General features: G+C 28.1%; 19 protein-coding genes and 1 tRNA gene. 14 read left to right on the top strand and 6 right to left on the bottom strand.

Features of this window, described 5'->3' with window-relative positions; translation table 11 throughout:
* The first annotated feature begins 52 nt into the window (after positions 1-52).
* A complete protein-coding gene (locus ACZ5RS_RS08790; RefSeq protein ID WP_464634536.1) occupies positions 53-865 on the top strand; it encodes an inositol monophosphatase family protein in 813 nt (270 codons plus the stop codon).
* Here the strand turns inward: ACZ5RS_RS08790 and ACZ5RS_RS08785 are convergent.
* Positions 862-1,557 (bottom strand): queuosine precursor transporter, encoded by a 696-nt coding sequence (locus ACZ5RS_RS08785; protein ID WP_464634534.1) that lies wholly within the window; start codon positions 1,555-1,557, stop codon positions 862-864. The genes ACZ5RS_RS08790 and ACZ5RS_RS08785 overlap by 4 nt on opposite strands.
* 143 nt (positions 1,558-1,700) lie before the next feature.
* A complete protein-coding gene (locus tag ACZ5RS_RS08780; protein ID WP_464634532.1) occupies positions 1,701-2,675 on the bottom strand; it encodes a 2-hydroxyacid dehydrogenase in 975 nt (324 codons plus the stop codon).
* A gap of 187 nt (positions 2,676-2,862) precedes the next feature.
* Between ACZ5RS_RS08780 and ACZ5RS_RS08775 the strand changes: the two genes are divergently transcribed.
* From ACZ5RS_RS08775 to ACZ5RS_RS08765, 3 genes are all read left to right on the top strand, one after another.
* Positions 2,863-2,944 (top strand) — tRNA-Tyr (locus ACZ5RS_RS08775).
* Between the two features lie 98 nt (positions 2,945-3,042).
* Positions 3,043-3,501: a thioredoxin-dependent thiol peroxidase gene (gene bcp, locus ACZ5RS_RS08770; RefSeq protein ID WP_464634530.1), complete on the top strand. Its 459-nt coding sequence runs from the start codon at positions 3,043-3,045 to the stop codon at positions 3,499-3,501.
* 168 nt (positions 3,502-3,669) lie between these two features.
* Entirely contained in the window at positions 3,670-3,852 is a 183-nt protein-coding gene (locus ACZ5RS_RS08765; RefSeq protein ID WP_464634528.1) for a hypothetical protein, read from the top strand.
* Positions 3,853-3,928: 76 nt separating this feature from the next.
* Here the strand turns inward: ACZ5RS_RS08765 and ACZ5RS_RS08760 are convergent, their stop codons facing one another.
* A complete protein-coding gene (locus ACZ5RS_RS08760) occupies positions 3,929-4,399 on the bottom strand; it encodes a nucleoside-triphosphatase (RefSeq protein WP_464634526.1) in 471 nt (156 codons plus the stop codon).
* A 4-nt stretch (positions 4,400-4,403) separates the two neighbouring features.
* Positions 4,404-5,057 carry a hypothetical protein gene (locus ACZ5RS_RS08755; protein ID WP_464634524.1) on the bottom strand — a complete coding sequence of 218 codons (654 nt, stop codon included), beginning with the start codon at positions 5,055-5,057 and terminating at the stop codon, positions 4,404-4,406.
* 165 nt (positions 5,058-5,222) lie between these two features.
* On the opposite strand from ACZ5RS_RS08755, the gene ACZ5RS_RS08750 reads away from it, so the two are divergent.
* From ACZ5RS_RS08750 to ACZ5RS_RS08740, 3 genes are all read left to right on the top strand, one after another.
* The gene (locus tag ACZ5RS_RS08750; RefSeq protein ID WP_464634522.1) at positions 5,223-6,062 is read left to right on the top strand and encodes a deoxyribonuclease IV; all 840 of its coding nucleotides are present in this window, start codon (positions 5,223-5,225) and stop codon (positions 6,060-6,062) included.
* Between the two features lie 124 nt (positions 6,063-6,186).
* Positions 6,187-6,654, top strand: a complete 468-nt coding sequence (nrdR, locus tag ACZ5RS_RS08745) for a transcriptional regulator NrdR (protein WP_464634520.1) — start codon at positions 6,187-6,189, stop codon at positions 6,652-6,654.
* Positions 6,655-6,738: 84 nt separating this feature from the next.
* Positions 6,739-7,260: a GNAT family N-acetyltransferase gene (locus ACZ5RS_RS08740; RefSeq protein ID WP_464634518.1), complete on the top strand. Its 522-nt coding sequence runs from the start codon at positions 6,739-6,741 to the stop codon at positions 7,258-7,260.
* 72 nt (positions 7,261-7,332) lie between these two features.
* Here ACZ5RS_RS08740 and ACZ5RS_RS08735 read toward each other — a convergent pair whose 3' ends face one another.
* Positions 7,333-8,499 carry a deoxyguanosinetriphosphate triphosphohydrolase family protein gene (locus tag ACZ5RS_RS08735; protein WP_464634516.1) on the bottom strand — a complete coding sequence of 389 codons (1,167 nt, stop codon included), beginning with the start codon at positions 8,497-8,499 and terminating at the stop codon, positions 7,333-7,335.
* 65 nt (positions 8,500-8,564) lie between these two features.
* Here ACZ5RS_RS08735 and ACZ5RS_RS08730 point away from each other — a divergent pair, with 65 nt between their 5' ends.
* Genes ACZ5RS_RS08730 through ACZ5RS_RS08705 form a run of 6 tightly spaced genes read left to right on the top strand, consistent with a single transcriptional unit; the run spans position 8,565 to position 15,380 of the window.
* Positions 8,565-9,071 (top strand): hypothetical protein, encoded by a 507-nt coding sequence (locus tag ACZ5RS_RS08730; RefSeq protein WP_464634514.1) that lies wholly within the window; start codon positions 8,565-8,567, stop codon positions 9,069-9,071.
* Positions 9,068-9,577 carry a shikimate kinase gene (locus ACZ5RS_RS08725; protein ID WP_464634512.1) on the top strand — a complete coding sequence of 170 codons (510 nt, stop codon included), beginning with the start codon at positions 9,068-9,070 and terminating at the stop codon, positions 9,575-9,577. The genes ACZ5RS_RS08730 and ACZ5RS_RS08725 overlap by 4 nt, the downstream gene beginning before the upstream one ends.
* Positions 9,577-10,647 carry a chorismate synthase gene (gene aroC / locus ACZ5RS_RS08720; RefSeq protein ID WP_464634510.1) on the top strand — a complete coding sequence of 357 codons (1,071 nt, stop codon included), beginning with the start codon at positions 9,577-9,579 and terminating at the stop codon, positions 10,645-10,647. Before ACZ5RS_RS08725 ends, aroC begins: the two co-directional genes overlap by 1 nt.
* Positions 10,648-12,561: a DNA repair helicase XPB gene (locus ACZ5RS_RS08715; protein WP_464634508.1), complete on the top strand. Its 1,914-nt coding sequence runs from the start codon at positions 10,648-10,650 to the stop codon at positions 12,559-12,561.
* Positions 12,562-12,575: 14 nt separating this feature from the next.
* A complete protein-coding gene (locus ACZ5RS_RS08710; protein ID WP_464634506.1) occupies positions 12,576-14,609 on the top strand; it encodes a hypothetical protein in 2,034 nt (677 codons plus the stop codon).
* A gap of 12 nt (positions 14,610-14,621) precedes the next feature.
* Positions 14,622-15,380, top strand: coding sequence for a fumarylacetoacetate hydrolase family protein (locus ACZ5RS_RS08705; RefSeq protein WP_464634504.1), 759 nt, complete (start codon positions 14,622-14,624; stop codon positions 15,378-15,380).
* Between the two features lie 65 nt (positions 15,381-15,445).
* Here the strand turns inward: ACZ5RS_RS08705 and aroE are convergent, their stop codons facing one another.
* Positions 15,446-16,933, bottom strand: a complete 1,488-nt coding sequence (gene aroE / locus ACZ5RS_RS08700) for a shikimate dehydrogenase (RefSeq protein ID WP_464634502.1) — start codon at positions 16,931-16,933, stop codon at positions 15,446-15,448.
* Positions 16,934-17,030: 97 nt separating this feature from the next.
* Between aroE and ACZ5RS_RS08695 the strand changes: the two genes are divergently transcribed.
* The gene (locus ACZ5RS_RS08695; RefSeq protein WP_464634500.1) at positions 17,031-18,965 is read left to right on the top strand and encodes an ABC-F family ATP-binding cassette domain-containing protein; all 1,935 of its coding nucleotides are present in this window, start codon (positions 17,031-17,033) and stop codon (positions 18,963-18,965) included.
* Positions 18,966-18,968: the final 3 nt, after the last annotated feature.

Below are 18,968 nucleotides of genomic sequence, written 5' to 3'. Positions count from 1 at the left end.
TGATTTACCTTATCATATTTAATTTAATTAAGACAAGAAACAAGGAATAATAATGGATAAAAACACTTTATGTAAAGAGAATTTAGACAAACTTTTCAATGAAATACTTCAATGTGCAAATTATGCTAAAGAAATGCAAAAAAATATAACCCGCCACTATAAAAAAGATGGATCAGTATTAACCAAAGCTGATACAGATATTTCTAATAGAATAATAAATACAATTACTGATTTATTCCCAAATTGTAATATCATAAGCGAAGAAAATTTAACTGATTTTGATAAGAGTGCACCATATACTTTTATCCTTGATCCAATTGATGGTACTGATGTTTACTCCCAAGGATTTCCTTCCTTTGCTATATCTTTAGGTATTATAGATAATAAAAGAATTCCTGTTGGTGCCATGATCGTAGCCCCTCGATTTGGAATTGGAAAAGAGAGCTTAGAAGTCAGACTTGATCCTGGAAAAGACTTATATATTGATGGAGAAAAAATAGATTCTTTTGTAAATAAAGATATTCCAAAGCAATTGACTATGAGTTCAAAATTACAAAGAATTCTTAATTTTAAAAATTTTAATGGAAAAGTTAGAACTTTTGGATCTACTATTATACAAATTTTAGCTCCAGTAGTTTTTTCTAGTATTGATGGATGTGTTAACCAAAAGGCTTATGTTTGGGATATAGTATCATCTCATGCCGTTTTAAGAAAACTTGGACTTAATGTTGTATATCCAAATAAAAAAGAATTAACATATACTGATGATTTATTAATTAATAGAAATCTAACCGAAAATATTATTTATTGTGGTAGTAAAAAATGTATAGATAACATGCTTGATTTACTACCACTTGAAGATTAGTTTAAACTATCTTTGATTTTACCTTCATCAAACCACTTTTTAGCGATATAAATAAATGGTGTATCTAGAATAGCTACAATCCACTTTAACAAATAAGTTGATAGTATAATTTGTAATAATACATTCATTTCAAATACACCATAAAACGCTATTAAAGTAAAAATAATAGAGTCAATTAGTTGTGATACAAAAGTTGATGCATTATTCCTTAACCAAATCATTTTTGTTGAAGGGAATTTTCTTTTCCAAAATTCATAGGCAATAATATCATGATGGTTGCTTATAAAATATGCGATTAAAGAAGCAATCATGATTCTAGGCATTACAGAGAAGACTGTAACTAATGAATCTTGAACAAAGTCAGATGCCGCTGGATTAAACATAATAGCTAGTTGCATTAAAAGAGTCATTGAAATTAAAGAAAAGAATCCAATCCCAATAGCTTTTTTACTAGCTTCTTTTGAAAAACATTCACTTAAAATATCTGTTACTAAAAATCCTGAAGCATAAACAATATTACCTAAAGTAGCTTCTAGGCCAAATAAATTGACAGTCTTTGTAACTTGAATATTAGCGACAATAACGGAAATTGGGACCCATAGATATAAACCTAATCTACCCCAAATACGATAAGCAATTAAAATTGCTCCAAAGTTTATTACGAGCATAATAACCCATAATAGTTCATTCATAAAAATACCTCACTTAGATAGAATAGCCAAGAGCAACGCTCTCCTACGCCGAGAAAAAACATCCGGTCCAAGCGCACAAAAATGTGCTTTGATGAATATAACATAATTAGCCCCTCAATTAATAGGGGCTAATAAAATATTTTTTAAACTAAATTTACTAATTTTTCACCTTTTTCATAACTTACAATATTATCGATAGTTGTTTTTGCAATATTTTGCAAAGCTTCTTCAGTTAAAAAAGCCTGGTGACTTGTCACAATAACATTTGGCATTGAAATCAATAACATCAAAGTATCATCATCTAAAACATTTTCACTTTGATCTTCAAAGAACAAACCAGCTTCTTCTTCATATACATCTAATGCAGCAGATCCGATTTTCTTTGCTCTAATGCCATTTAATAAAGCTTGAGCGTCAACTAACGCTCCACGAGAGGTATTTATTATTACAACTCCATCCTTCATCAAATCAATCGTATTTTTGTTTACCATGTGCTTTGTATCTTTTGTTAAAGGACAATGAAAACTAATAATATCAGCTTTTCTACAAAGAGTTTCAAAATCTACATATTCAACATCAACATCTTTATTTGGATATGGATCATAGGCAATTACATTCATATTAAAACCTTTACAAATATCAATAAAAACTCTACCTATTTTACCAGTACCTACAACACCAATTGTTTTATTATATAAATCAAAGCCTACTAATCCATTTAAAGAAAAATTAAATTCTCTTGTTCTAACATAACTGTGATGAACTTTTCTAACAGTAGCTAAAAGCAAAGCCATAGCATGCTCAGCAACCGCATATGGAGAGTAATTAGGAACTCTAACTACCTTTAATCCACTTTCATTAGCACTCTTTAAATCAACATTATTATATCCAGCAGATCTCATAGCTAAAAGTTTAACACCAAGATCCACCATTCCTTTTATAACTCTTGAATTGATATCATCATTTACAAAAGCTACTACTACTTCAAAACCTTTTACAAGAAAATAGTTATTCGAATTTAACCTTGTCTCAAAATAAACTATTTCATCTTCTTCTCTTTTGAAATGGTCAAACCATTTCTTATCATATTTTTTAGTATCAAAAAATGCAATTTTCATAAGCTTAATCTCCTTAGTCAAATTGTTAACTTGCATTAACATTTTATTTTATTTAATGAACAATAGCAATAAAATTAAGTACTAAATAATAAAAAATGCTTTAAAAAATAAAAAAACAAACTATTTTTTAAAAAGTGGTTGACTATATTTTTAATCTGATTTAAATTCCTACATGTGTTTGACACATGGGGAGGTTCCCGAGCGGTCAAAGGGGGCAGACTGTAAATCTGTTGGCTCCGCCTTCGAAGGTTCGAATCCTTCTCTCCCCACTTACTTCTTTCTACTTGAAAGAAGTTTTTTTTTGCCTTTTTACTTGTCTTTTTTTTTATCTATTATATTCTTTATATATAAGAGATAGGAGGAAAATATGGCTTATTTAGAAATTGGAAAAGATGCTATTGATTTCGAGTTACCAAACAAAGCTGGTAAAAACATAAAATTAAGTGATTACAAAGGTAAAAAAATAATTCTTTATTTTTATCCTAAAGACAATACAAAAGGTTGTACTTTTGAAGCTTTAGACTTTAAAGCTAATCTAGGAGCCTTTGAAGAAAAAAATGCCATAGTCCTTGGCATTAGCAAAGACAGTGTAAAATCACATTGTAATTTTAGTGATAAGTATGAATTAAATTTTGAAATTCTAAGTGATGAAAATGCTGAAGTAATCGAAAAATATGGAGTTTGGCAATTAAAGAAAAACTATGGTAGAGAATATTATGGGATTGTAAGAACTACATATATTATTGATGAAAATTTTAAAATCAAAAATGCAATTCAGGTAAAAAAAGTTGCTAATCATGTACAAGCTGTTTTAGATCAAATATAATCAAATTTTATGATTTAGACTTAAAATTAAATGTTTGTTTTGATTTTTTTTAAAAAACTACACTTTTTAGCCTTAAAAACGTGATTTTAATGCTTTTTTTGCGTATTTTTGTTTGCTTTTTAAAATTTGTGTGATAGAATTTTCATATATATTAAATGGAGGCTCTTAATGACTACACATGAACAATTGTTAAAGTTTTTCGAAGATTACCAAGCAGAAAATGCTAAATTTACAGAAAAAGGCGTAAAAGTTTCTGCAGCTCGTGCTCGTAAAGCACTTTCAGAAATTTCTAATCTCTGCAAATTACGCAGAAAAGAAATTATGGAAGAAAAAACTGAGATGGCAAAATAGCCTGATCTGAATTACATTATAATTGTAGAAAATCCCACTAGATTTATCTCGTGGGATTTTTATTGTATTTTATTAATTATTTATTTACATTAATTATTTCAACATCATTAAATTTATATTTTTCACAAACATCTTCTACAAAAGTATCTCTAACACAAATAATTAAATCTTTATTTATTTTTATTAAATCTTTAATCAAAGCATCATACCCAGATCCAGATAATTCTAAAGCGCCAATTTCATCTAATACTACAATAAAATCTTCTTCTTTAATTTTTTCAATTTGATCTAATAATACTTTTCTAGATTCTTCAAAAGAATTAGGTATTATATAATATCTCCCTATTCTCTCAGAATTTATAATTTCGTCAGTTTGTAATATATCAATTTTTTTATTATCCAATAAATTTCTTAGATATAATTTCTTTTTATTATCAGAATTTTCGCATATATATCCCAAAAAGTTATTTTCACTAGAAGAGAGTAATCTTTTTAATGTAGTAGTTTTTGAAGAATTTCTTGCCCCACTAATTATTATTACTTTCATAAGGTTAGCTTAAAAAAGATTGAAGTTCATCAAAGGCTTTCATAGAGTCTTCTCTTTTTATAACAAAGGTTAATTCATTTTTAGTTGAAACAATCTCTATTACATTAATTTTTTCCCAAGCTAATTTTCTTACAGCTTCATATACAATTCCAGGAGTTTGTAAAAAATCACCAGAAAAGACTAAAGATAAAGCAACTAAATCATCCATTTTATGAAGTATTTCTTCATCCTTAGCTAATTGCTCTAATAATTCACTATACTTTTCACTAATTGCAACAGATATCTCATGGCTACCTAAGGCAACATTTAAAAAATCACCTTTTTCCGTTGAAACTTCATTATATAATTGAGCTAATTTTGCTAAAAATTTATCATTTCTAACAATATTTAAATCATAAATCTTTGTTTTCATTATGATTTCATAATCAACATTTGATTTATTTTCATTTTTCTCTCTTATTCTTAATTCGTCCCCATATCTTCTAATTGCCATTACTATAGCGCTATGTTTAACGGGTTTCCCGTATTTATTTTCAACATCTTTCTTGATTGAAGATGCATAATTGCTATATGATAAAATTCCTTTTACCAACATTTCATTTATAAAAGGGGTCTTATCTATAATATTTTTAACACAACTACTAACTGACTCTGCCATATGTCCTCCTAGCTATGTTAATATAATCACATAATGTAACAAATTACAACACTTTTATTGTTAATAACACAGAAAACTATTACTTTTTTACATAAATAATATTCTTTATTTAATTGACAAATTACTAAATGATAATTATTCTTAATAAGCACAAGGAAATTAACTATGAAAACAATAATTGGCCCACATTTAAGTAGTTCTAAAGGCTTTAAAAATATAATAAAAGAAGCAAATAAAATTGATGCAAATACTTTTCAATTTTTTACAAGAAACCCTAGAGGGACAAAAGCAAAAGCTTTAGATTATGATGATATAAATTCATTCAAAGAAAAATGGAAAGAATTAGGAAATAATAAATTTGTTGCTCACGCACCTTATACTTATAATCTTTGCTCTAAGGATGAGAAATTAAGAGATCTTGCTTATAGATTAATGGATGATGATATTAAACGATTAGACATTATTGAATGTCCTTATTATAACTTTCATCCAGGTAGTCATACTGGACAAGGTTTTGATATAGCAATTGAACAAATTTCTAGTTCAATTAATACATTATTAAATAACAATCCAAATTCAAAAGTTCAATTACTTCTTGAAACGATGGCAGGAAAAGGCACTGAAGTTGGAAGGAATTTTGATCAACTTAAAAGCATTCGAGACAATATCACAGATAAAAATCGAGTTGGTATTTTATTAGATACTTGCCATATTTTTGATGGAGGATACGATATAAAAGACAATTTAGATAAAGTACTCGATGAATTTGATAGAATTCTTGGCCTCTCAAACTTAAAAGTAATTCACCTAAATGATTCCTTAAATATATTGAATTCACATAAAGATAGACATGCAAAATTAGGTGCTGGAAATATCGGCCTTGAAGCTATTGAAAAAATAGTAACCCACCCTATTTTAAAAAATCTTCCTTTTATTTTAGAAACTCCAAATGATTTAGATGGATATAAAATGGAAATAGAAACTATTAGAAGCCTAACCAAATAACAACAAAATAACACATTTAGTGCTTTTCCGTAACTTAATTACTGAATTAAAGCATTTCATAACACTAGAAACATTTTTTTAAAAACGTTATAATTTATTTAAAAACTAATATTAAGGTTGAATTATGAGATGTCCAAACTGTTCTTGTGATAATGATAAAGTAATTGAATCTAGATCAAACCAATATGGCACTTCTATTAGAAGAAGAAGAGAATGCTTAAGTTGTGGGTATAGATTTACTAGTTATGAAAAAATTGAAGAAAAAAGAATAACCGTAATTAAAAAAGATGGTAGAGAAGAAGCTTTTGATTTAAAAAAAATTGAAAGAGGTATTGAAAGCTGTACTGATAAGTTAAACATTGATCAGGATGTTATAAAACAGGTTTTAGAAAATATTGAGCAAAATATAAGACGCCAGGCTGGCTCTAAAAGAGAAATCCATTCTTATCAAATTGGTGAAGAAACTTTAAAACAACTATCTACAGTAAACACTGTTGCATATGTAAGATTTGCATCAGTTTACAGAGCTTATGAAGATATTGAACAATTTATACAAGAAATTGAAAGATTAAATAAAAAAGTTAAAAAATAATTAAATCAAAATTAGATACCAATTGGAAATAATATTATTTTATAGTAGTATAGTCTTCAAATTTAAATTTGGAGAGGGAAAACTATGATTAAGCTAGCTACAATTGAGGACCTTATAGAAATCGGAAAAATTTATGATGAAATTTTAACTCACGAAGAAGAAAACATTTCTTATACCAATTGGCAAAAAGGACTTTATCCAACACTTGAATATGCAAAAAAAGCTATAGAAGAGAAAACTATGTTCGTTGGGATAAATTCTGATGGCTTAATGTATGGTTCTGTAATTCTCAATAACATTCAACCAAAAGAATATAATAATATCGATTGGATTGAAAAATTTGAGGCAAATGAAATAATGGTGATACACACTTTATGCATACGCCCATCTCAAAGTGGACAAGGTCACGCAAAAAAAATGGTTAAATTTAGTGAAGACTTTGCAAAAGAAAAAGGTTATAAAGTAATTCATCTTGATACCTATGAAGGCAATTTTCCAGCTGCAGCTTTATACCCTAAAATGGGATATCTATATTCAGGTAAAACAAAATTTCATTTTCAAGAAAAAATATGGGAAACACTAATTTGTTTTGAAAAGACGTTATAAGAAAAAAAATAGTATCAAAAATAATTAAAAATTTTTGATACTATTTTTTTATGGTTTATAAGTTTTTAAATATTATACATCAAACCATTTGCTAATAATATTGGCCTCTAGTTGTTCATTTAAATGTTCCGGAATTAGAATTTCACTAGCACAATCTAGGGCAAAACTATCACTCATACCAGCAATATAATCAAAAATCAATCTATCAGCATTACCTTCTTTTGCAATATATATCGGAAGCATTTCAATGACATGCTTTCCAAATCCTATAGCTAGCATATTTTTCTCTTTTTTATATCCTAATTCGTCATCATAATATGTATTAAATAACTCAGTTAAATAATCATAAATTAAGTTAATCAATCGGCTAAAATATTTTTTATAGCCATTTAAAATAGGAGATTTATATATTTTTTGATAATTATAATCTTTCATCTCTTTTACTACTTCAAATATTTTTTCACTGAATCTAATCCCTTCAATATCACTTGATTCAATTAAATCATTTACTAATGTATCTATAATTTTACTATTTGAATCTCCTAAAATCTTTTTAGGAATTTTAGGCATATCTTCTTTATCAATAATATTTAATCTACAAGCATCTTCCCAGTCTCTACCTAAATAAGCAATTGAATCACAAAATCTTACAATTGCTCCTTCATAAGTTGTTGGTAAAAGATCTTTTTTAACTTTTATAGAATTCAAATCTTTTATTTCAAAAGTGGGCATTATGCACTCTAAAAAAGATTCCCCACAATGACTTACAATTCCATCTCTAACAGCATAAGTTAAATTCATGCCCTCACCTTTGTTAGAAAGGAAATCTACAACTCTTAATGAATGAATTTCATGCTCAAATTGGGAAAACCCTTCTTTTAACATTATGTCATTTAATATAACTTCTCCAACATGACCAAAGGGAGTATGTCCCAAGTCGTGCCCCATACCAATAGCCCAAGCTAATTCTTGATTCAAATTCAAGCCTCTACAAACAGTTGAAGCTATAGATGCTACATGCAAAACATGTTCTATTCTAGTACAAATATGATCATTATCAGGAGAAAAAAATACTTGTGTTTTATGTTTAAGTCGTCTAAAGGCAGAAGAATGTATTATAGCTGTAGTATCTCTATAATAAGGTCCTCTTATATCACTGTTTTTTTCTCTCTCTCGCTTTTGTAAAACATCATCACTAATATGTTCACTTTGGTATTCTCTCAAATTCCTTATGTGCATTCACAAACCCTTCCTTTTATGATATAATAGACTAATTAAGATTTCCATACAGGAGGTATTTAGTTTTGGATTATGTCATCCCTACACTAACTTTTATGATCTACCTTTTATCATTATTGATGATAATACGATTTATTTTTACTCCTGAGTGGCTATCTTGGTTATTTCCTTTAGTTATCAACCTAATATTCGTTATATCTCAAGCTTACCAAAGCTTTGCCATAATGAAAAGTGAAAGTTTAGATTATAACCTATTTTCTACTTTTCCACCATTTATAACAAAAGCAAATAATTCAATTACGGCTCTTATTATATCTGTTTTTTGGTTAATTATGATTTGCTTATTCTATAGAGCAATTAAGACAAACAGAAAACCAAAAGATAAAAGAAAAGAAGCTATGAAAAACAATTACTATGGAGCTCTATATTCTCAACAACTAGAGAAGAGAAAATTAGATTATTTAAAAAAAGTACAAGAAGAAGAGGAAAAATATGGTTTTATAAAACCAGAAATCTACTCACATGATGAAGATTGGATAGACTTATTTGACGACGACAAGGATAATAAATGACATATTTTTTTGCAGGAATAAAACATAGTGGGAAAAGTACGCATGCTCGATTATATGCTGAATATAAAAACTTACCATTTTATGATTTAGATAAATATATTGAAGAAAATATTAACTACCCTAGTGTAAGAGAATTATATAAGGCAGAAGGGAAAGAAGCTTTTATGGAACAAGAATATATTTGTTTAAAAAAGTTATTAAAAGAAAATCCCCAAGATAAAGTAATTGCTCTTGGTGGTGGAATTTGTGAAAACCATAAAGCTTTTGAGTTATGTGACAATTTAATATTTTTAGATTTAGATGAAGAAGTATTATTTAAAAGAATTAATTTCTTAGGACTTCCTCCCTTTTTAGAAGGAGATCCAATAAATAAATTCCACATCTTATATAATAAAAGAAGACCTTTATATAAAGAAAAAGCAAAGTTAACAATAAAATTGAAAGACGATAATATTGATAATATTTTTGAAATTGTGAAAAAAGAATTAATCAACTGGGAGAAATAATGGGAAACAACTCTTTTGGAAAAATATTAAGTATAACAACTTTTGGAGAATCTCATGGTGCAGCAATTGGTGTAACCATCGACGGATTGACTCCTAATTTTCCACTGAATTTAGAGAAAGTACAACAGGATTTAAATAGAAGAAGACCTGGTGGAAATAAATTTGGAACAAAGCGAAATGAAAAAGACCAATTAAAAGTCTTATCAGGAATGTTTGAAGGAAAAGTTACAGGAACCCCTCTAACAATTATAATAGAAAATACAAATCAAATCTCTAAAGATTATGGAGATATTAAAGATGTATTTAGGCCCTCTCATGCTGATTATACTCTTTATAAAAAATGTGGGATTAGAGACTACAGAGGTGGCGGTAGAGCTAGTGGTAGAGAAACGGCTAGTAGAGTAATTGCTGGTGCAATTGCAAAACAATATCTTGAATTAGATAAAATAAGTGTTGAAGCAGCTACTATACAAATTGGAAATATCAAAGTTGATAACGAGAAATCCTCATATAATTGGGATTCTAGAGTTAATAATGATTTATATGTTCCTGATATGGAAAAGGCAAAAGAAATTGAGACCTTTTTAGATAAACTAAGAAGAGACCAAGATAGTATTGGCGGAATAATTGAATGTAGAATTAAAAATTTACCTGTAGGCCTTGGTGAACCAACCTTTAATAAATTTGAAGCACAACTAGCTAAAGCCATGTTAAGCATAGGCGCTGTTAGAGGTTTTGAAATTGGACAAGGTTTTGAAAGTGCTAAACTTAAAGGCTCTCAATTTAATGACCAAATGGATAAAAATGGATTTTTATCAAATAATAATGGAGGCGTCCTAGGAGGAATAACAAACTCTCAAGATGTAATATTTAGAGTAGCTTTTAAACCAACCCCTTCTATATCGCTTGCTCAAAAAACAATTGATAAAAATAATAATGAAAAAATTATTGAAATTAAAGGACGACATGATCCTTGTATATGCCCAAGAGCAGTTGTAGTTGTTGAAGCAATGGCTGCACTTGTTGCATTAGACTTTAAAATGGAAAACGAATGTAGGAGGCCTTTTTAATTGAAAGATACCCCTTTAATAGTACAAAGTGATAGAACATTATTGCTTGATGTACACCACCCTCAATTTGAGGCTTGTAGAAACGATATATCAACTTTTTGTGACTTAATAAAAAGTCCTGAACATGTACATACTTATGCTTTAACTCCTATTTCATTATGGAATGCAGCATCATGTAAAATTGTAAGCTCAACAGTAATAGAAAAATTGAACCAGTGGTCAAAATTTCCATTAACTGATTCAGTTATATTCTTTATTGAAGATATCTCATCAAGATTTGGGAAATTAGTTTTAACTGAAGATGATCGAGAAGGAGCTATTGTTTCTTCTTTAGAAACTGAACACAAATCAAATGATGAAATAGATGCAACTTTAAACGAATATTTAAGAATTAAAACTCAGAATTCTAAAATTAAAAGAGATTTATTAAAGAAAAAGAGAGATGGTCAAGAATTAAGTGAAGAAGAACAAGCCCTCTTAGATTCTTTAATTGTAAATGTAACTGTTAAAACAGAAGAAGATAAAAAGAATAATGTTAAATCTTCTTATGAAGAAGTATATTTACTTAAAATTAGTGACCCTTTAATCTTTAAAATTCTTGAAAATCATAGAGAATTAAACTCATTTTTATTTAAAGTTAGCAAAGATACTTTTGCACTTCGAAAATTAGATAGAGGTGAAATTAAAGTAAAACTAATTGAACTAGGTTACCCTGTAGATGACCAAATTCCTTTAAAAAAAGGGATCCCAATTGATGTTAAATTAAGAGATACTACTTTAGAAGGGAAACCTTTTGAGATAAGAGATTATCAAGAGAAGGCTGCTCAAACTTTAGTAGGTAATGCTCAAGCGGGTTCAGGATATGGAACCATAGTTCTTCCTTGTGGATCAGGTAAAACTATAATTGGTATTGATATTTTAGCAAAACTAGCTACAAGAACTCTTGTAATAACAACCAATGTTGCTTCAGTTCATCAATGGGTGAATGAAATTGCAGATAAAACCACCCTAACCGCTGATGAAATTGGGGAATATACAGGTGAGAACAAAAGTGCTAAAAAAGTTACTGTTTGTACATATCAAGTATTAACTTGGAGACCAGATAAAATTGGACCTTTCCCTCATTTTGAACTACTAACAAAAGGTGAATGGGGTTTAATAATTTATGATGAAGTACATATGCTACCTGCTCCAGTTTTCAAAGTTACAGCAGAACTACAAAGTCTACACCGAGTAGGTTTAACAGCAACTCTAGTTAGAGAAGACCATAAAGAAGATCAAGTATTTTCTTTAGTTGGACCAAAGAGATTTGATGTACCTTGGAGTGAGTTAGAGCAAAGAGGTTTTATAGCTCAAGCTTTCTGTAGCGAAATAAGGATACCTCTTCCTTTAGATTTAGAAGTCCCTTATGCCTTAGCAAAACCAAGAGAACAATTTAAAATTGCAAGTGAAAACCCTAGAAAACTTGAAGTAGTTCATACATTATTAAAAAAACATGAAGGTGAATTTATTTTAATCATTGGACAATATTTATCGCAGCTAAAAGTTGTAGCTAAAGAGTTAAATACACCAATAATAACAGGATCTACTGCTAATAAAAAAAGAGATGAATTATACTCTAAGTTTAGAAAAGGTGAATTAAAAGTTTTAGTTGTATCTAAGGTTGCTAACTTTGCAATTGATTTACCTGATGCTTCAGTTGCAATTCAACTTTCAGGAACTTTTGGGTCAAGAGCAGAAGAAGCTCAAAGATTAGGAAGAATTCTAAGACCTAAAAAGATTAGTAGCCATTTTTATTCATTAGTAACTCAAAATTCTAATGAAGAAGAATTTGCTCTTAATAGACAAAAATTTTTGGCAGAACAGGGATATAAATATTCAATAGAAATTTATGATAAAGAAGAAACAATATAATAAGGTAAAGTAATATGAAAAAAGATCCAGATTTTTTTAAAAGATGGTTAATCAATTTGGATAATGAAAAATTTTATTATGAAGCTAGAAATTTTTTACCAGAAACTACAACGCCCTTTAACCAGGAAATTGTTAGCGAAAATTTAATTAGCTTTTTCCTAAATGATGAAAAAGCTAGTGCATTGCTATCAACAATAGATAGTGTAGATAGCCTAATATTAGGGGTTTTATATATATCTAATGGTGCGTCTACTGGACAAATATTAAAGCTTATAAAACCATTTGAAAAAAGTGTACAAAGTGAAAATAAGGAATTTGTTTATTACTCTTATTTTGATAACAATAAAAACATAGAAGCTTTTAGCTATGTTTCATTAATTGAGCATATTTCAAATTTAAGTAAAAGATTAATAATACTCTCAATAGATAACAAATTTATTTTGAATCCAATATTTGGTGAAAATCTAATTAAAAAAGCTTCATTGCTTCCTATTCTTTATAATGATAATGAATACTTGCCAGAATTAAATTCAAATGTAATTAATGGTGAATTTTTAAGAGGATATTTAAGTATAGTTAAAACAAATCCTAAATTAACTGATTATCAAAAGCGAAATTATGTTTCTCTATTATTCCCCTCTTATACTGTAGAAGAGTTAATTAAAACAACCGAATTGGTAGATGATTTATTATCCGAACTTGAGATTTTTAAACCTTTTGATACTATTGAATATGAAATTTTACAGAAATTAATAGACCTTTCATCTTTTGATTTAGCAGTATTATTTTTATCAAAAGCTATAGCTCCATTATTTGATAATTATGATAAAGTTTTCATCTTTACAAAAAAAGTTTTAAATTATTTGATTAATTTAAAGACTTTTGATGAAAAAGCTTTGAAGTTTATTTTAGAAACACAAGAAATTTGTTTTGATATAGAACATAATGATGAACTAATACAAAAACTATTAGATCTAAAGATAATTCAAAAAAGTGAAACCAATTATCAAGTAAATAAATTTGAAAAGACATTATCAGAACCAGAGCCTTTAATTTTTGATACTGATTTAACAGTTAAATATATTGGAAATAGAGGAAGAAATGATATACTTTGGCGATTTGCATCCTTATGTTCATATGATATACAAACAACATATAAACTTTCAAAAGAAGATTTTAGAGATGCTTTAGATAGTTCAATGAAAAAAGAGACTGTTATTAAATATATTATGGAAAACTGTAATAATTTAGATAATTGCTCAGCTTTAAATTATTTTGATTTAATTGAAAAACAATACAGTCAATTAAGCGTTTATGATGGAGTAATAATCCAAGCTGATAAAAGAATTTCTAGAATTATTGAACACCATCCAGAAATGGAAGAGTATATTTTAAAGAAACTAGCTGATGGAGTTTATCTAATGTCCAGAGAGAAAGAAGCTCAATGGACTAATTTGTTAGAAAAAGCAGGACTAATAGTACCAAGAAGAAAAGGTGATTTAATTCAAAGTGAAACTTTTTTTACTAATGAGCAATGGAGAATAAGTAAAAATTATCATTTACAACAGGATCAATTAGCAATTATAGATGCACTTGAAACAATTGAAAAATCTCTTTCAACATTTGAAAAATTAATACTAAAAAATGAAGTAAGTAAAAAAACTTTTAATTCAAAACCTCTTAGAGGCCAAATTGAATTATCAGATTTAAACAAACCTGAAAAAATGGATCTTAAAAATCGTTTAAGAAATTCTATGATTGTTGATGAATCACAAATTGCTCCTTTAGTTCTAGATACAGATATTAGTGCTAGTGGATTCGAATTTAGAAGAAAAGTAAATGTTTGTAAAATGGCTAGCAAAGAAGACAATACAGTTTTAAAAGTTACTTATTTAACTCATGAATTATTACTATTAGTTGAAAAAGTAAAAGCTGAAACTCAAAATGAATACTTTGTAGTTGCAAGAAAACTTCCAACTCTTGAAACAGTTACCTTGCCAATAAGCAAAATATTCAATGCAAAAATTATGAATTATGTAATTAACTAACTTGGAGGAAACATGAACATAATTAGATTTAAATATAATGATGAAATCCTTTATGGAAATTATAATTTAGAAACAAAAAAAATTACAATTTATGAAGGAACTCCATTTGAAGGATTTTTCAAAACTAATGAACAATTAGATATTGAAAATGTTAAAGTCTTAACACCTTGTGATTTTTCAAAAGCTGTATGTATTGGTTTAAATTATAGAGATCATGCAATTGAGTTTGAACTGCCAATTCCTGAAAGTCCAATTGTTTTTATAAAACCATCCACAAGTGCTTTAGCTCACAAAGAAACAGTAATAAAACCTGATGTTTGCAAAAGACTAGATTATGAAGCAGAATTAGCTGTAGTAATAAAAAAAACTGCTAAAAACGTTAAAAAAGAAGAAGTAAATGATTATATTTTAGGTTATACCTGCGCTAATGATATTACTGCTAGAGATTTACAACCCAAAACAGGACAATGGACTATTGCAAAAGGCTTTGATACATTCTGCCCTTTTGGTTATATAATAAATACTGATTTAGATCCAAGTAATTTAAAAATCTCAAGCCAAGTTAATGGAAAAATCATGCAAGAATCCAATACAAAAAATTTAATTTTTGATGTTCCTTTCTTAGTAAGTTATTTATCTTCAATAATGACATTATTACCAGGGGATATAATTCTTACAGGAACTCCTGGTGGAATTAGTGGTATGCAAAAAGGTGATGAAGTAAAAATTATTATTGAAGGATTACCAACTCTTGTTAACACAATAGGATAATAATAAATCATTCACTTAATAAAAAATTTAATCTACCAAAGAATTAAACAGCTTTGGTAGTTTTTTTATAGTTCAATATCTACCCAATGAGGATAATGATAGCCTGTGAAGGATTCAAATTGTAACTTACCTTGAGCAATTAACATATCTGAACCATTAATGACTTTACAACCCTGAGCTTGAGCTCTTTTAAGTAACTTTGTATATTTTGGTTTATAAATTAAATCATAAACAATACAAGATTTATCAAATTCTAAATCCTGAATTATATCTTGATCTTCATTTGGACTCATTCCTACAACAGTGGTTTGAACTATTAAATCAATTTTCTCATCTATTGTATTAACTTTATCTAATTCAATGTAATTACTCATTGTTTCACTTGCGAGAAGTTTTGCTTTACTTATAGTTCTATTTGCAATAGTAACTTTTACATGATGATTTCTTAATGCCCAAACAACGGCTCTTGAAGCTCCACCTGCACCAATAATTAAAGCATTTTTTATCTTGCCTAAACTAATTTCATTTTCAATAGGTGCTAAAAAGCCATAATAATCAGTATTAGTGCCTTTCCACATTCCTTGAATTCTAGTAACTGTATTACAAGCACCAATTTGTTTAACTTCTCTTGTTATTTTACCTAAATAAGGTAAAACATCCCTCTTATGAGGAACTGTAACAGAAAACCCATGGATTTTAATTAACTCTGCCAATTTAAAGAAAGCTCTAACTTTATCAACTAAAAATGGTACATATATTGCATTATAATGAATTGCATCAAAACCAGGGTTATGAATTTTTGGAGAGGCAGTATGTAAAACAGGATTTCCAATAATACCATAAACATTTGTTCTATTATTAACTTGATCTGCTCTATAAAGAAGTTTTAAAGACTTAGCTGATAATTGACCAGGGGCTATTTCAGTTTCACTTGCAAAAGTTAACAAGGATCCTATTTTTTTATATAAAATTCTTGTACAAACACCATAATCACCCATTCCAATTATTATTTTTTCTTTAACATCTTTAAGCTCTTCATTAATTCTGAATAAAGAAACAACATCAACAATTGTATTTGGAGTAACAGCTACTTTTGGAATATCCCCTTTTTTTGCTAACTTTGTTACTAAAGAAAATAAATTAGATGGAATCTTCTCCATATCATGGAAAGATCTAATAATTTTTACACCTTTATCTCTTAATTCATTTTCAAAATCAAATCTAGGAGCGTCTTCTTCTCCTTTTATTTTTAAATCAGATTTTTTAACATCTTCTTCAATATCTACATAAGAAAAATCGCCTTGAAGGACAATTTCTCTCAATTTTATCATTCGAATTTTATCACTTAACTGGGATTTACCTCCATCACTAACTCTTCTAAAGGTTGCAATAGTTGGCAAAGCACACAATCTAGGAAAAATTTGTGCACTAGCTAATTCAGCCTCTTCTAACAAATCTAATCTTAATTCCACCATGTCAATGTATGGTTTATTTCGTTCAACTTGCTTTAAAGCATTAGTTAATGTACTTTCTGTTGTTGTAAGGCAAATCAATTGGACCTTCCTCCTGTTGTCATAAAAAACGACTATATGATAAACTCTATAATAACGGTAATATCATTACTTAGCAACATAAAACCGGGAGAAAAACATGGGAACTCTACAAGTTCAACATATAAATTTAGCTTTTTCTGATAGAGATTTATTACTTGATATTAACTTTATATTAAATGAAAAATCAAGATGTGCTTTAGTTGGAGGCAACGGAAGCGGTAAATCAACATTATTAAAAGTAATTAATGGTGAAATACAAGCAGATAGTTTAGAAATTACTAAAACAAAAGGTTTAAGAATTTCTTACTTACCACAAAGTGATATAGTTTTTGAGCAAGATACATTATATGATGAAGTAGAAAAAAGTTATCATAGATTCAATGAAATATTAGAAACTAAGAAAATCTTAGAAAACAAACTTGAAAATAGTAAAGAAAATGAAAATTTAGAACCTACCCTTTTAAAACTTCATCAAATTCAAGAAGAACTATTACATAGTGGCTATTTTGATAGAAAAGTTACAATAGAAAAAATATTATTAGGCTTAGGCTTTGAGATAAATGATTTTAATAGGACTTGTGATCAATTCTCAGGCGGCTGGCAAATGAGAATTGCTTTAGCAAAAGTTCTTTTAGAAAACCCAGATATAATGCTATTGGACGAACCTACAAACTATTTAGATATTGAAGCTAGAATTTGGCTAAAAAACTATTTAAAAGCCTACAAAGGTGGGCTTATGCTAGTAAGCCATGACCAAGGTTTTTTAGATGAATCAATAAATGAAGTTTTTGAATTATTTAATGGAAGATTAACTCATTATAGTGGTAACTATTCTTCATATTTAGTTCAAAGGGAAATAGAAATTGAACAAAAGAAAAAACTATTAGAAAAACAATTATCTCAAATTGAAAAAACTGAACAGTTTATAGAAAAATTTAGATATAAAGCAAGTAAAGCAAAACAAGTCCAAAGCAGAATAAAGCAAATAGAAAAGATTGATTTAGTTGAAATCCCATCTCATTTAGAAAAACTACACTTCACTTTCCCTAAAGCTCCTCATAGTGGAAAAGAAGTATTAAAAGTAAATAATCTATCTAAAAGTTATGGAGAATTAAATATTTTTAATGACTTAAGTTTTTTGGTTTCCAAAAATGATAGAATTGCAGTAACTGGTAGAAATGGTAAAGGTAAAAGTACTTTATTAAGAATGCTTTGTGGAAGAGATAAAGATTATAATGGAGAAATCCAAGAAGGCGCAAATGTTCAAATTGGTTATTTTGCTCAGGACACTGAAAAAACATTGAATCCAAATAATTCTATAATTGAAGAATTAGAAACTGTTGCTAATACAGACCAACTTCCACTTTTAAGAAATTATTTAGGGTCTTTTTTGTTCCACGGAGATGATGTTTTTAAAAAAATAAGTGTACTCAGTGGAGGAGAAAGAAGCCGCTTAGCATTATTAAAAATTTTAATGCATCCCGTTAATTTATTAATTCTAGATGAACCTACAAACCATTTAGATATAAATGCTAAAGAAATGTTAATTGAAGCACTAAAAAAATATAATGGTACAATGGTATTCGTAAGTCACGATACATTCTTTATTGAACATTTAGCTACTAGAATTTTATACTTAAGTGATGAAAAACCAACTTTCTTTGAAGGTGATTATGCTTACTTCAAATTAAAACTTGAAGAAAAAGAACAGTTCATTGATGAAAGTGAACAAAATAATGAAATTAAAAAAAATGAATCAAAAGGGGCTAGTAATTATAAAGCCCAAAGAGAAAAAAATAATAGAATAAATAAGTTAAAAAAGACTAATGAAATGTTATTAGAGAAAACTGAGCAAATAAATGATAAAATCAAGCTATTAGAAATTGAAATGACAAAAGAAGAGGTATATTCTGTAGCAGAGAAAATAAATAAAGTAATTGATGAAAAAACAAAACTAACTCAAGAAATTGAAAAAAACGAAGAATTGTGGTTATTAAACGAAGAAGAACTGCAAGAATTATTAAACGAATAAGGA

Source organism: Pleomorphochaeta caudata, assembly GCF_055395745.1.
The sequence above is the reverse complement of the archived record's forward strand: the minus strand, read 5'-3'. Positions and strand labels throughout refer to the sequence as shown.